Source organism: Photorhabdus hainanensis, from assembly GCF_018448965.1.
GTDB lineage: Bacteria > Pseudomonadota > Gammaproteobacteria > Enterobacterales > Enterobacteriaceae > Photorhabdus > Photorhabdus akhurstii.
Window position 1 is genome coordinate 42,306 of sequence record NZ_RCWD01000002.1, and the last position, 14,521, is coordinate 56,826.

At 43.5% G+C, this 14,521-nt stretch carries 16 protein-coding genes; 6 read left to right on the forward strand and 10 right to left on the reverse strand.

The annotated features are described in order from the left end of the window. Nucleotides 1-27: 27 nt before the first annotated feature. Nucleotides 28-1,989 carry an ATP-dependent zinc metalloprotease FtsH gene (ftsH, locus tag EAE92_RS01765; protein WP_036810131.1) on the reverse strand — a complete coding sequence of 654 codons (1,962 nt, stop codon included), beginning with the start codon at nt 1,987-1,989 and terminating at the stop codon, nt 28-30. Nucleotides 1,990-2,037: 48 nt separating this feature from the next. Further along, nucleotides 2,038-2,667, reverse strand: coding sequence for a 23S rRNA (uridine(2552)-2'-O)-methyltransferase RlmE (rlmE, locus tag EAE92_RS01770; RefSeq protein ID WP_046395596.1), 630 nt, complete (start codon nt 2,665-2,667; stop codon nt 2,038-2,040). Nucleotides 2,668-2,807: 140 nt separating this feature from the next. Between rlmE and yhbY the strand changes: the two genes are divergently transcribed. Further along, nucleotides 2,808-3,101, forward strand: coding sequence for a ribosome assembly RNA-binding protein YhbY (gene yhbY, locus EAE92_RS01775; RefSeq protein WP_214066838.1), 294 nt, complete (start codon nt 2,808-2,810; stop codon nt 3,099-3,101). A 133-nt stretch (nt 3,102-3,234) separates the two neighbouring features. On the opposite strand, the gene greA is transcribed toward yhbY, so the two are convergent. Beyond that, the gene (gene greA / locus EAE92_RS01780; protein WP_214066839.1) at nt 3,235-3,711 is read right to left on the reverse strand and encodes a transcription elongation factor GreA; all 477 of its coding nucleotides are present in this window, start codon (nt 3,709-3,711) and stop codon (nt 3,235-3,237) included. A gap of 260 nt (nt 3,712-3,971) precedes the next feature. Here greA and dacB point away from each other — a divergent pair, with 260 nt between their 5' ends. Then, complete coding sequence (gene dacB / locus EAE92_RS01785) at nt 3,972-5,420, forward strand: serine-type D-Ala-D-Ala carboxypeptidase (RefSeq protein WP_214066840.1); 1,449 nt, start codon at nt 3,972-3,974, stop codon at nt 5,418-5,420. Nucleotides 5,421-5,489: 69 nt separating this feature from the next. Here dacB and cgtA read toward each other — a convergent pair whose 3' ends face one another. The 3 genes from cgtA to rplU all read right to left on the reverse strand — a co-directional run bounded on the left by cgtA (nt 5,490) and on the right by rplU (nt 7,378). Then, a complete protein-coding gene (gene cgtA / locus EAE92_RS01790) occupies nt 5,490-6,665 on the reverse strand; it encodes an Obg family GTPase CgtA (protein WP_214066841.1) in 1,176 nt (391 codons plus the stop codon). A 127-nt stretch (nt 6,666-6,792) separates the two neighbouring features. Continuing rightward, nucleotides 6,793-7,050 carry a 50S ribosomal protein L27 gene (rpmA, locus tag EAE92_RS01795; protein WP_015836118.1) on the reverse strand — a complete coding sequence of 86 codons (258 nt, stop codon included), beginning with the start codon at nt 7,048-7,050 and terminating at the stop codon, nt 6,793-6,795. 19 nt (nt 7,051-7,069) lie between these two features. Further along, nucleotides 7,070-7,378, reverse strand: coding sequence for a 50S ribosomal protein L21 (gene rplU, locus EAE92_RS01800; RefSeq protein ID WP_036776539.1), 309 nt, complete (start codon nt 7,376-7,378; stop codon nt 7,070-7,072). A gap of 251 nt (nt 7,379-7,629) precedes the next feature. On the opposite strand from rplU, the gene ispB reads away from it, so the two are divergent. Beyond that, a complete protein-coding gene (gene ispB, locus EAE92_RS01805; protein WP_214066842.1) occupies nt 7,630-8,601 on the forward strand; it encodes an octaprenyl diphosphate synthase in 972 nt (323 codons plus the stop codon). A 38-nt stretch (nt 8,602-8,639) separates the two neighbouring features. Here the strand turns inward: ispB and EAE92_RS01810 are convergent, their stop codons facing one another. After that, nucleotides 8,640-9,020, reverse strand: a complete 381-nt coding sequence (locus EAE92_RS01810; RefSeq protein ID WP_036776545.1) for a DNA-binding protein — start codon at nt 9,018-9,020, stop codon at nt 8,640-8,642. 76 nt (nt 9,021-9,096) lie between these two features. Further along, nucleotides 9,097-9,444 carry a DNA-binding protein gene (locus EAE92_RS01815; RefSeq protein ID WP_088374110.1) on the reverse strand — a complete coding sequence of 116 codons (348 nt, stop codon included), beginning with the start codon at nt 9,442-9,444 and terminating at the stop codon, nt 9,097-9,099. A gap of 183 nt (nt 9,445-9,627) precedes the next feature. Here EAE92_RS01815 and EAE92_RS01820 point away from each other — a divergent pair, with 183 nt between their 5' ends. Beyond that, nucleotides 9,628-9,894, forward strand: coding sequence for a helix-turn-helix domain-containing protein (locus EAE92_RS01820; RefSeq protein WP_011148622.1), 267 nt, complete (start codon nt 9,628-9,630; stop codon nt 9,892-9,894). 101 nt (nt 9,895-9,995) lie between these two features. Here EAE92_RS01820 and mdh read toward each other — a convergent pair whose 3' ends face one another. After that, entirely contained in the window at nt 9,996-10,934 is a 939-nt protein-coding gene (gene mdh, locus EAE92_RS01825) for a malate dehydrogenase (protein ID WP_214066843.1), read from the reverse strand. Nucleotides 10,935-11,391: 457 nt separating this feature from the next. Between mdh and argR the strand changes: the two genes are divergently transcribed. Further along, complete coding sequence (gene argR, locus EAE92_RS01830; RefSeq protein ID WP_036776550.1) at nt 11,392-11,862, forward strand: transcriptional regulator ArgR; 471 nt, start codon at nt 11,392-11,394, stop codon at nt 11,860-11,862. 46 nt (nt 11,863-11,908) lie between these two features. Here the strand turns inward: argR and mpl are convergent, their stop codons facing one another. Further along, nucleotides 11,909-13,279, reverse strand: a complete 1,371-nt coding sequence (gene mpl / locus EAE92_RS01835) for a UDP-N-acetylmuramate:L-alanyl-gamma-D-glutamyl-meso-diaminopimelate ligase (RefSeq protein ID WP_214066844.1) — start codon at nt 13,277-13,279, stop codon at nt 11,909-11,911. Between the two features lie 165 nt (nt 13,280-13,444). Here mpl and fbp point away from each other — a divergent pair, with 165 nt between their 5' ends. Further along, complete coding sequence (gene fbp, locus EAE92_RS01840) at nt 13,445-14,449, forward strand: class 1 fructose-bisphosphatase (RefSeq protein ID WP_214066845.1); 1,005 nt, start codon at nt 13,445-13,447, stop codon at nt 14,447-14,449. Nucleotides 14,450-14,521 lie beyond the last annotated feature (72 nt).

Sequence of the window (14,521 nt, forward strand, 5' to 3'; positions counted from 1 at the left end):
CAATCAGACTACGAAACAATGGAACAATTACTGATCTTTATTTCCTGACTGCCCTACTTGTTCACCACCTTGCGCCAATGTATTGATATCACCAGTTGGTTTTGTAGCCTGCGGAGGAGGTGTATTACCTGTTGGGCGACTGTTATTATTGCTGCCATTATCGCTTTCCCATCCAGCTGGCGGACGCACATTCGTACGATTCATTAAGTCATCAATCTGGGGGGCATCAATAGTTTCGTACTTCATCAATGCATCTTTCATCGAATGTAGAATATCAAGGTTGTCCATCAGAATCTGACGAGCACGTTGATAGTTATGATCGATAATTGCCTTCACTTCCTGATCGATAAGACGAGCCGTTTCATCAGACATGTGCTTGGCTTTAGCAACTGAACGGCCAAGGAACACTTCCCCTTCTTCCTCTGCATAGAGTAATGGGCCGAGTTTTTCTGAGAAACCCCACTGCGTTACCATGTTACGGGCAATTGATGTCGCCACTTTGATATCGTTAGATGCGCCAGTAGAAACGCTGTCTGGACCGTAAATAATCTCTTCCGCCAGACGACCTCCATATAAGGTTGAAATCTGGCTTTCCAACTTCTGACGACTAGCGCTGATCTGATCGCCTTCCGGTAGGAAAAAAGTCACTCCCAAAGCGCGACCACGCGGAATGATGGTAACTTTATGAACAGGATCATGCTCAGGAACCAAGCGGCCAATAATGGCATGGCCTGCTTCATGATAAGCAGTTGATTCTTTTTGCTCTTCCGTCATCACCATAGAGCGGCGTTCTGCGCCCATCATGATTTTGTCTTTCGCTTTTTCGAATTCAACCATAGAAACTACACGTCTGTTACCACGAGCAGCAAACAAAGCAGCTTCGTTCACTAGGTTAGCCAAATCAGCGCCAGAGAATCCCGGAGTACCGCGAGCAATGACAGAAGCATCGACATCAGTATCCAGAGGAACCCGGCGCATATGAACTTTCAGAATCTGCTCACGGCCACGTACGTCTGGCAAACCAACAACAACCTGACGGTCAAAACGGCCAGGACGCAGCAACGCAGGATCAAGTACGTCGGGACGGTTAGTCGCGGCAATAACGATAATACCTTCGTTGCCTTCAAAACCATCCATCTCAACCAGCATCTGGTTCAAAGTCTGCTCACGTTCATCGTGACCGCCACCCAAACCAGCACCACGCTGACGGCCCACCGCATCAATCTCATCAATAAAGATGATACAAGGCGCTGCTTTCTTCGCCTGCTCGAACATATCACGAACACGGGATGCACCAACACCAACAAACATTTCAACGAAGTCAGAACCGGATATAGTAAAGAACGGCACCTTCGCTTCACCCGCAATCGCTTTTGCCAGCAAAGTCTTACCCGTACCCGGAGGCCCGACCATTAGAATACCTTTCGGGATTTTTCCACCCAACTTCTGGAAGCGGCCTGGCTCTCGCAGATATTCCACCAGTTCACCAACTTCTTCTTTCGCTTCGTCACAACCAGCAACATCAGCAAAAGTGGTTTTAATCTGATCTTCTGTCAGCATACGGGCCTTGCTTTTACCGAAAGACATTGCCCCTTTACCGCCGCCGCCCTGCATCTGACGCATAAAGAAAATCCAGACCCCAATAAGCAATAACATCGGGAACCAGGAAATGAAAATAGAAGTTAGCAGGCTTGGTTCCTCTGGGGGTTCACCAACCACTTTTACGTTTTTATTCAGTAACGTATCTAACAGTTTTTCATCCTGTACTGGTAGGTAAGTGGTGTACCTGCTGTTATCTTTCCTACTAACATTAATTTCACGACCTGTGATACGAACTTCGCGCACCTGATCCTGGGCTAATTCATTGATGAAGGTAGAATAATCCACCCTACGACTATTGGAATCGCTGGGACCAAAACTCTGGAATAACGACATCAGCACAACTGCGATAACTAACCAGAGAATCAGGTTTTTCGCCATGTCACTCAAGGGATTAACCTCATATTACAACTGTGTTAACAAATAGCATTCAGGGTACTATAGTTTCCGCCCTGTCGCTACAATGTATACTTCACGCGATCGTGCCCGCGAAGCGTCCGGCTTACGAATTTTCACGTTCGTAAATAGGGAGCGAATTTCCCTCAGGTATTCATCAAAGCCTTCTCCCTGAAACACTTTAACAATAAAACTCCCCCCGGGGGCCAGCACATCACGACACATATCTAACGCCAATTCAACCAGATACATGGATCGAGGAATATCGACCGCAGGTGTTCCGCTCATATTGGGCGCCATATCCGACATGACGACCTGGACTTTGTTATCACCAACTCGCTCAAGCAATGTTTTCAATACAAGTTCATCACGAAAATCACCCTGAAGGAAATCGACGCCAACAATGGGATCCATCGGTAAAAGATCACAGGCAATCACTCGCCCATTATCATTAATTTGACTCACTGCGTACTGAGACCATCCACCAGGAGCTGCGCCTAAATCGACAACGGTCATGCCAGGCTTAAAAACTTTGTCACTTTGTTGAATTTCATCAAGTTTAAACCAAGCGCGAGAACGAAGCCCTTTTTTCTGTGCTTGCAGAACATATTTATCACTAAAGTGTTCTTGCAACCAGCGACTGGAGCTTGCCGAACGTTTTTTATTGGCCATTGTCCTTTCCAACTATACTACGAATAAAGAGCCAGATATCTATTGCTCCATACACCAAAACCACAACACACTATTTATGGTGATAGAGATGAGATGGCGGTAGAATGTCCCGTTTTCAATCCTAACTAAGCAAAAAAACAATGACCCTTAACAAAAAACAAGTACAACACCTGAGAAGTCTCGCTCACCCGCTAAAACCTGTCGTCATGATTGGTAACAACGGCCTGACCGAGGGTGTGTTGGCCGAAATTGAGCAAACATTGTCACACCATGAGCTTATCAAAGTCAAAATCGCAGGCGAAGATCGTGAAACCAAAAATTTGATCGCCGATGCAATTGTCCGCGAGAGCGGTGCATATAATGTGCAAATTATCGGTAAAATCCTAGTTCTTTACCGCCAATCGGAAGAACGCAAAATTATTTTACCTAAATAATCAAACCTCATTTATATAAAATTCCGTGCGTATACTATGATAAAAAAGGCCATATCCGGCCTTTTTTACTTTCTCCACGATCCTTGTGCGACTTTATCTAATGTAAATCAATAGCAACAGGCCAATCCTGAAGTTAAATATATTCAACTTTCAGGATTTCATATTCAACTTCACCACCCGGTGTTTTGATAATAATAACGTCATCAACTTCTTTACCTATCAAACCTCGGGCAATTGGTGAATTCACTGAGATTAAATTTTCCTTAATATCTGCTTCATCGTCACCCACAATCCGGTAAGTCTGCTCTTCATCAGTATTAACATTCAAAACCGTAACTGTAGTCCCAAAAATAACACGTCCAGTCTTGGGCATTTTTGTGACGTCAATCACCTGTGCATTAGAAAGTTTAGCTTCGATTTCCTGAATACGACCTTCGCAGAAACCTTGTTGTTCACGAGCAGCATGATATTCAGCGTTTTCTTTCAGATCACCATGTTCACGTGCTTCAGCAATGTCTGAAATAATTTTTGGACGGCGTACGCTCTTTAGATAATCTAACTCTTCGCGCAACTTATCCGCGCCACGTACCGTCATTGGAATCTGTTTCATTTATTAATCCTCTAAATCTTTCCTGAGCAAAAAACAAGCATCATCCTGATGTTTTCAGATAACAGCACAATGAGCACACCTTGTCGGGCGGGCTTACAGACAATAAACAATAGTGCAAACCGCAGGGCTACCCAGAGTTCACAATCATATTTTACATATTAATATATCATTCTAACGTAGACTTGATGATGGGTCATCGTTTACTTTTCCCCACTTTGCGCCTTAATATTGTGGTACGTCTACATCCATATGCGAAATTTATGTCCTTCTTTAAAATTGCCAGCAGATTAGTTTGCGTTACCGCCCTGTATTTAATTACGCCCAACGCAAACGCCACACCCATTGAGGAATATACGCAATATCTGCCTGATGGTACTAATCTGGCGTTAATCGCTCAAGAAGTTGGCGCCAATACCCCGTTAATTGATTATCACGGGCAGCAAATGGCTCTACCAGCGAGTACGCTGAAAGTTGTCACAGCTCTTGCAGCATTGTTACAGCTGGGTAAAGATTATCGCTTTATCACCACACTGGAAAGCCACGGAAAAATTTCAAACGGCGTCCTGAGAGGGAATTTGATCGCTCGTTTTGTCGGAGATCCGACACTGACCCGCCAACAACTTCGCAATATGGTCACCGTTCTGAAACAATCTGGCGTGGAAAAAATTGACGGCAATCTTCTGATAGATGTTTCCGCCTTTGCCAGCCACGATAAAGCTCCCGGTTGGGTATGGAATGACATGACCCAATGTTTCAGTGCTCCCCCTGCCGCCGCAATTGTAGATCGAAACTGTTTTTCAGTTTCGCTATATAGTGCTGAACATCCCGGTGATACTGCATTTATCCGCGTAGCATCTTTTTATCCCGTAAATATGTTCAGTGAAGTTAAGACGTTGGCAAAAGGCTCTCCTGAAAGCCAGTACTGCGAACTGGACGTCGTTCCCGGAGAACTTAACCGTTTTACTCTTACTGGATGCCTTACCCAACGCAGTGAACCGTTGCCACTGGCTTTCGCGATTCAAAATGGCGCCAGCTATGCAGGGGCAATTCTCAAAAATGAATTGCAAGTTGCAGGAATTGAAATCACAGGTAATCTCAAACGCCAGAGTTTACCAACTGAACCGGGAAAAATTCTGGCTCAAAATCAATCGGCGCCATTACATGATCTGCTGAAAGTCATGCTAAAAAAATCTGACAATATGATTGCTGATACCGTATTTCGGACAATAAGCCGAGAACACTTTGGTATACCAGGAACCTGGCGTTCAGGCTCTGATGCGGTACGGCAAGTGTTAAAACAAAAAGCAGGCATCGACCTAGGAAATACCGTGATGGTGGATGGCTCAGGATTATCCCGCCATAATCTGATTACTCCAGCAACCATGATGGAAGCATTACAGTTTATTGCTCAACATGATCAAGAATTAGATTTTATTTCCATGCTGCCATTGGCAGGTCATGACGGCACATTAAGATACCGAGGAGGGCTGGATGAAGCAGGAGTAAACGGAAAAGTTTCGGCTAAAACCGGTGCCCTGCAAGGAGTTTATAACCTAGCTGGCTTTATAACCACTGCTAGCGGTCAACAAGTTGCTTTCGTGCAATTTATTTCTGCTTACGCCGTACCGCCAAAAGAACATCGCAACCGTCGGGCTCCTTTGATTCGATTCGAAAGTAGGCTGTATAAAGATTTATACCAAAGCAACTGATAAAATTGGCGCCACAAATATGGCGCCCTTAACTATGATGAGAAAGTATATGATGAGAAAGTAAAAGAATCAGCGTTTATAAATAACCTCAACGCCTTCGTCATCATCTTCGTCCCAATCGTCATCCCAGTCATCGTCTACTTCCGAAACCTGTTCCAATTGCTTCTTATGGTAGTCATCCCACATAAATTCAACTTTCTCAGGCTGAGATTCACCGTCTGCTGTGCTCATATTACGAGGCTGAGTTTTCATAAACTCCATAATATCCCAGCAAAGCGCTTTAACCCCTAGGTGATTTATCGCTGAGATCATATAAAAGTCGCCTTCCCACCCCAATTCATCAGCAATAGCTTGGGCTCGCTGCTTAGCTTCTTCTGGCTCCAACAGATCAACTTTATTAAATACCAACCAACGTGGTTTTTCTGCCAATTTCTCACTGTATTGTTGTAGCTCGTTGACAATAATCCGGGCATTTTCAACAGGATCTGATTCATCAATAGGACAAATATCAATTAAATGCAGCAGTACCCGGCAACGTTCCAGATGTTTCAAGAAACGAATACCCAAACCAGCGCCATCGGAAGCACCTTCAATGAGTCCTGGAATATCAGCCACAACGAAACTTTGTTCGTTATCCATCCTTACTACACCCAAGCTTGGTACCAGAGTAGTAAATGGATAATCCGCAACTTTTGGTTTAGCAGCAGAAACAGCTCGGATAAACGTGGATTTTCCCGCATTTGGCATCCCCAGCATACCAACATCCGCCAACAGCATCAGTTCCAACATCAATTCGCGGGTTTCACCTGAAGTTCCCATTGTTTTTTGACGAGGAGCCCGGTTGACAGAAGATTTAAAGCGGGTATTGCCAAGCCCGTGGAATCCACCTTTCGCAACCATTAAACGCTGTTCATGACGAATCATATCGCCAAGAACCTCACCGGTTACCGCATCACGGACACGCGTCCCAACAGGGACTTTAATCGTGATATCCTGACCACGCTTGCCAGTACAATCGCGGCTTTGACCATTTTGTCCACGCTCCGCTCGAAAGGATTTTTCAAAACGATAGTCAATCAGTGTATTGAGATTTTCATCTGCGAGCAGATAGACATCTCCACCATCTCCACCATCCCCACCGTCTGGCCCACCTTTCGGAATATATTTTTCACGACGGAAGCTGACACAACCATTGCCACCATCCCCCGCAACAACCAGTATTCTGGCTTCATCTACAAATTTCATATTTTTTCTCCGTATGATAGCCATTACAGTGCTGGACGGCCGTGTTACCCAGAGATGGCGTACTTTAGAATATAAAAAGCCCCGCAACACATGCAGGGCTTCTGATTCGGTTTATAACTCGAAAAACTTATTCAGCTTCGATGCTGATAAATTTGCGGTTTTTCGGGCCTTTAACTTCGAATTTAACTTTCCCGTCAGCTAATGCGAACAGGGTGTGATCGCGACCACAACCAACGTTACTGCCAGCGTGGAATTTAGTGCCACGTTGACGAACAATGATGCTGCCTGCTAATACAGACTCGCCACCAAAACGTTTTACACCCAGACGTTTACTTTCAGAATCGCGGCCATTACGAGTTGAGCCGCCAGCCTTTTTGTGTGCCATTAATCTGCTCTCCTAAATCTTAAGCGATGCCAGTGATTTTAACATCGGTGAACCACTGACGGTGGCCTTGCTGCTTACGGCTGTGTTTACGACGACGAAATTTAACGATTTTAATTTTCTCGCCACGACCGTGGGCAACGATTTCAGCTTTGATTTTAACGCCTTCAACGACAGGAGCGCCGATTTTGATGTCATCACCATTAGCGACCATCAGAACCTGGTCAAACTCAACAGTTTCACCCGTTGCGATGTCCAGCTTTTCCAGGCGAATTGTTTGACCTTCGCTGACTCGGTGTTGTTTACCACCACTTTGGAAAACCGCGTACATATAAACTCCGCTTTCCGCACGCCCCCTTAAATATCATTCCAGAGCGCACTATAAATATTCATAATAGGGCGCGAATTCTACGCAAAAAAGCCTAAGAAGACAAGTGCAGAATTAGAGCAGATGATAAAAAAACATAGTTGCTGAATTGTCATTTATTTAGACTGTTTTTCGAGTACAATCAAGACACAGCAATAACTATTTTAATGTTAATATGAACACAGCCCTGCATTAAAACCCATAGCCGAAAAAATATGAATTTAGAATCTATTATCAAGCTAACCGCTGATGATATGGCAGCGGTAAATGAAACCATTCTTAGTCAGTTGAATTCTGACGTTACTCTTATCAATCAGTTGGGCTACTACATAATCAGTGGCGGTGGAAAACGCCTCCGTCCAATCATTTCCATCCTGGCTAGCAGAGCATTGGGTTACCAGGGTGATAAGCACATTACTGTTGCTGCATTAATTGAATTTATCCACACAGCGACTCTGTTACATGATGATGTTGTGGATGAATCAGACATGCGCCGTGGCAAAGCGACTGCCAATGCCATGTTTGGTAATGCAGCAAGCGTACTGGTTGGTGACTTTATATACACTCGCTCTTTCCAAATGATGACAACTCTTAACTCTATGCGAGTTCTTAAGTTGATGTCAGAGGCAACCAATGTTATCGCTGAAGGTGAAGTTTTACAGTTGATGAACTGCAATGATCCAAATATTTCTGAAGATGATTATATGCGGGTGATTTACAGTAAAACTGCCCGATTATTTGAAGTCGCCGCACATGCTTCTGCAATTCTTTCTAACGCCACCCCAGAGCAAGAAACCGCTTTACAAAATTACGGACGTTATTTAGGCACTGCATTCCAGTTAATAGACGACTTACTAGATTATGATGCCGATAGCGATACATTAGGCAAAAACACCGGTGATGACCTTAATGAAGGTAAACCGACATTACCTTTACTGCACGCCATGAATCATGGTACTCCAGAACAATCAGCACTCATTCGTGAAGCAATTGAAAAAGGTAATGGCCGCCATTTACTCGAAACCGTACTAGTAACCATGAAACAGTGCGGCTCACTGGAATATACCCGTAAACGAGCAGAGGAAGAAGCAGATAAAGCAATAGCTGCTTTGCAGGCGCTGGAAAACTCCCCATACAAGCAAGCACTCGTGGGGTTAGCCCATATTGCCGTACAACGCCTTTCTTAATCGATAGAACAAACTTAATCGATAAATAAAACCTGGGGTTAATCTGACTCCAGGTTTTTCTCTGCGTCTTCAGCGCCTACATCAATATAACCAATAAGTTTTGCCAGCCCCTCTCGAAGGATAAATTTCACAATTTTTTCCCGCTCAACTTTAGTTAGTTGATAGTAAGCCTCAATCCAAATTAAGAATGGGTCTTGCCGTTTGTTTGCATAATCAACAGTGCTTTCCCCTACAGATAGCACATTAAGTACATCCTCAGGCAAGCTATTTATATGATATTCAAGAGCCTTGCCCTGAACACCCCGTTTACGTCTATATTCCCATCCTTCCCGCCTTGCCATCAGATTTATTCCCTGAGGCGAAGAAGGAAGTCCGGCAATACCAACCAGCTCTTTAGCTGAGTACCATTCTTTTTTCATACTTTTCTTCTCACTTTGCACCGGGATAATGAAGAAGAATCTAAGTTAGTTGGCATTTTTAATTTCCAAAAATAGGTCAAATAACAGAAAGTTTTTCTAAAAAACTTCTGATACCATCCCGTAAGATCATGGCTGTCACAGCCTGTTTCTCAGATTCTGATAACTGATGGAAAGCACCAACCCAAATCGATAAAGGATCTTGCTTCTGCACCTGATACTCAGAAGATGATTCATGAAGCTCCAGTGCTGCAATGGTCGTTTCCGGGAAACAGGAGTAGTGATACTCAACTGCTTTACCTTGCACACCTCGTCTTTTCTGACATAACCACTCCTCGCGTTTTGCTCTGGCATTAACTCCTTGTGGTGATCCAGGTAACTCACCCACGCCGATTAACTCCTTGGCCGAATACCACTCTTTTTTCATCACGTTTCTCTATTTTTGTAACCAAGTTCAAAAAAGAAGTTTTTAAGAAAAAATTTAGAAATGCTTTCAGAAAAATAATGCTATTTTATTTCTCAATAACAGGTTTAAGTTCGTTATTAATCTCATGCGTACCTGTTATTTATACCACTAATGGCATCAAATTTAATAAAAAAAGGATTAAAAATGATTTCAAGGAAATCTGATTGGCATCCTGCCGATATAATTGCAGCTTTACGCAAGCGGGGAACAACCTTAGCTGAAGTATCACGCAGAGCGGGGCTTAGCTCGTCGACCCTAGCCAATGCGCTATCTCGGCCGTGGCCAAAGGGGGAATGGATAATTGCGAATTATCTGGAAATACACCCTTCAGAAATTTGGCCAAGTCGTTATTTTGATCCAAATACTGGAGAATTATTAGAAAGGAAAGTACGCGAACAAACAAATAATTAGCTAACGAATTATATTCGTTGAATAAAAACCGCCGGTAATTCGCTATACCAGCGGTTTTACTATTTCATAGATATATATTTTTTACTTATAAAATATATAAATTAGTTATTAATAAATTTTTCGCCTAATTCTATATCTTTTCTCAATACATCTAGCATGCCTTCCAGCGCTTTCTGCTCAAAATTACTCAACTGACCAATGTCCAAACGCTCTTCTACGCCATTTTTACCCAAACGAACCGGCTGAGCGAAGAAACGAGCATATTCGCCATCACCTTCAACATAAACACACTCCACAACATCACTTTCGCCTTGTAAGCCGCGGACCAAAGAGAGCCCCAAACGAGCCGCAGCTTGCCCCATAGATAGAGTTGCAGATCCTCCACCGGCTTTAGCTTCAACCACTTCAGTACCGGCATTCTGAATACGTTTAGTTAAGGCAACCAACTCTTCATCAGTAAAGCTCACACCTGGGATCTGCGACAACAGAGGCAAAATTGTCACACCAGAATGACCACCGATAACGGGTACTTCGATTTCCTGTGGTTTTTTATCTTTCAATTCGGCAACAAAAGTATTAGAACGAATAACATCTAGAGTTGTGATGCCAAACAGCCGGTTTTTGTCATATACACCCGCTTTTTTCAGCACTTCGGCTGCAATAGCTACAGTTGTGTTGACTGGGTTAGTAATAATCCCAATCAGTGCTTTCGGACAAGTTTTAGCCACTTGTTCTACCAAGTTACGAACGATACCCGCGTTAACATTAAACAGATCTGAACGATCCATGCCAGGTTTACGGGCAACACCCGCAGAAATCAATACAACATCTGCTCCCTCTAACGCAGGAGTGGCATCTTCACCGGCAAAGCCTTTAATTTTCACTTCCGTTGGAATGTGGCTCAGATCAACAGCCACCCCAGGCGTCACTGGAGCGATATCATATAAAGAGAGTTCTGAACCTGAAGGAAGCTGGGTTTTTAGTAGAAGAGCAAGAGCCTGACCAATACCACCGGCTGCACCGAGAACTGCAACTTTCATCCTGATACTCCTTAAATCGTTTATACTTTAAAATGCTGTGAATTCATCTGGTTAAGAACCATAGATTACTACGTTTTTGAAAACAATCTATTAACAGCCAAATTGTGGACTTACGCTCTAATAGTGGGACGCAAAAGTCGCCGTATTCTAGGCAAAATGCTTATCTGTTAATGAGATAACGGACACTATTTTGAGAATTTCCCTATGATTTTACGAAATAATCGGCTAAATACCTTACACCCAACAACAACGCCAAACAATATCATTTGATTAACAATATATTTACCTGAATAACCAACTAAAAAAAGCAAATTTTCATATTCATGTTTTATGAATTTCTATATAACATAAGGCCAATTTTGCTCGGTTCAAACTGGCTACGAAATCATTATTATTGCATAAAAATGCATTTATATGCATAATATCAAGCTTCATAGCTGACTGAATATGGTGAAATATGCGTACTCCCTCTAAACAGGAAGATTTAGTAAAAGCTTTCAAGGCGTTATTGAAAGAAGAAAAATTTAGCTCTCAAGGTGAAATTGTCACCGCTTTACTGGAAGAAGGTTTTGAGAACATTAATCAATCCAAAGTTTCCAGAATGCTCACTAAATTTGGCGCTGTTCGCACCCGTAACGCCAAAATGGAGATGGTCTACTGTCTGCCTGCTGAACTTGGCGTCCCAACAGCCACTAGCCCACTAAAAAACTTGGTGCTGGACGTTGATCACAACCATTCAATCGTTGTCATTCGCACAAGTCCCGGTGCTGCACAGCTTATTGCACGTCTGCTAGATTCTCTTGGTAAAGCAGAAGGTATACTTGGCAGTATCGCTGGCGATGACACCATTTTTACCACACCAGCTAGAGGTTTTACGGCAGAGCAGTTACGTGAAGCAATTCTTGGGTTATTCGAACAAGAACTTTAAATGAACGCGCCAACAATGGCGCGATTCATTTTTCCCTCGGTTATTTTCAGGATCGACAAGCTTTTTTATTCAGTGCAAATAGCAATTTTTCATGAATACCACCAAACCCACCATTACTCATAACCAGAATATGATCACCCTGTTGTGCCTTATCAACAATCATATTTACCAATGAATCAATATCGGCACTCCAGTAAGCAGGCTGAACACAGCGATCTGCAATTTCTGATACATGCCATTTAATATTAGCTGGCTGAAATAAGAACACTTCGTCAGCACGTCCTAGCGCTGGCGCGATTTCATTCTTACTGATACCCATTCTCATGGTATTTGAACGCGGTTCCAACACAGTAATAATACGCGCAGTTCCACCAACCTTACTACGCAGAGCTTCTAAAGTTGCCAGTATTGCTGTCGGGTGATGTGCAAAATCATCATAAACAGTGATGCCATTCTCCTCACCACGCAGCTCAAGGCGACGACGTGCGTTAATAAATTCACTTAGAGCACAACAAGCATCTGCTGGCTGGACGCCAACATGATGTGCCGCGGCAATTGCAATCAACCCGTTGCGCATATTATGTTCACCAACCAGCGACCAGTTCACTTCTCCAACAACTTTACCATCATAAAACACCTGATAATTACGGCTGTCTGTACTAATCTTTTTTGCCTGCCAATTACCGGTTTCACCCACCAGCTCCAATTCACTCCAACAACCCATAGACAAAACCTGTTTCAGGTTAATATCGTTATCCGGGACAAGGATCTTACCACTACCCGGAACGATCCTAACAAGATGATGGAACTGTCTCTGAATAGCAGCCAGATCGCCAAAAATATCACCATGATCGAATTCCAGATTGTTCATGATCAGCGTACGTGGGCTGTAATGCACAAACTTAGATCGTTTATCAAAGAAAGCACTGTCATATTCATCAGCTTCTATTACGAAAAACGGGCTTTCCCCGATCTGAGCTGATGTTTCAAAATTCCCCGGAACACCGCCAATTAAGAAACCTGGTTTATAACCACAAGCTTCCAAAATCCAGGCTAACATACCCGCAGTCGTTGTCTTGCCATGCGTCCCTGCAACCGCCAGCACCCAACGTTCAGACAAAACATAATTATGCAGCCATTGTGGGCCAGAAGTATAAGGGAGTCCACGCTCCAGCACAGCTTCTACACAAGGATTCCCACGGCTCATAATATTACCGATGATGACCATATCTGGCGCAGAATCCAACTGTGCCGGGTCATATCCCTGAATCAGATTAATCCCATGTTTTTCCAGTAAGGTACTCATTGGTGGATAAACATTGGCATCAGAACCAGTCACTTCATGGCCAAGAGAACGTGCTAAAATCGCCAGTCCACCCATAAAAGTGCCGCAGATACCAAGAATATGAATACGCATTGATTTCCTATTCCATAGCATGAAGTTAGCCACTATTCTAACCATCAATAGCAAGATAAGAAATGGAATAGCCTATGAATCATCCCTTTCTTTGGCTAAACTGCCTGCGTAAGAGTGCAATGGTCACTCTAAAACCACTATCAAATCACATTCAGGACTTTCGTCATGAAAACATTAGGCGAATTCATCGTCGAAAAGCAGCACGATTTTTCTCACGCTACGGGTGAACTCACTGCATTGCTTTCCGCTATTAAGCTCGGAGCAAAAATCATTCACCGTGATATCAACAAAGCCGGTTTAGTGGATATTTTAGGAACCAGCGGTGTGTCCAATATCCAAGGCGAGGTGCAGATGAAACTGGACCTGTATGCTAATGAAAAACTCAAAGCAGCACTGAAAGCACGCGGTGAAGTTGCGGGGATCGCTTCAGAGGAAGAAGATGATATCGTTATTTTTGAAGGAGACCGCGCTGAAAACGCAAAATATGTTGTTTTGATGGACCCATTAGATGGTTCTTCAAATATTGATGTAAACGTTTCCGTCGGTACTATCTTCTCTATCTACCGCCGTATTACCCCCATCGGCCAGCCAGTGACTGAAAAAGATTTCCTGCAACCAGGCCATCGTCAAGTCGCCGCCGGATATGTTGTTTACGGTTCTTCAACTATGCTGGTTTACACCACTGGCTGTGGTGTACATGCCTTTACTTATGATCCTTCACTGGGCGTATTCTGTCTTTCCCATGAAAAAGTTCAGTTCCCACCCAAAGGCAATATGTATTCCATCAACGAAGGGAATTACATCAAATTCCCTATGGGAGTGAAGAAATATATTAAATATTGCCAGGAACAGGATGAAGCGACTCAGCGCCCTTATACCACCCGTTATATTGGCTCGCTAGTTGCTGATTTCCACCGTAATCTGCTGAAAGGCGGTATCTACATTTACCCAAGCACCGCTAGCCATCCATCAGGAAAATTACGCCTACTGTATGAATGTAACCCAATGGCATTCCTGGCCGAACAAGCTGGTGGTAAAGCGAGTGATGGAGTTAATCGCATTCTGGATATCACTCCATCCAAACTGCATCAGCGCGTCCCTTTCTTTGTGGGTAGTAAATCAATGGTGGAGAAAGCAGAGAGTTTTATGGCTGAGTTCCCAGATGAGTAATTTCATCGGCTAATGACGGATAAGCGGCGGGATTTTTCGTCGCTTTTTTGATTTTAACTAGTTACTTTATTA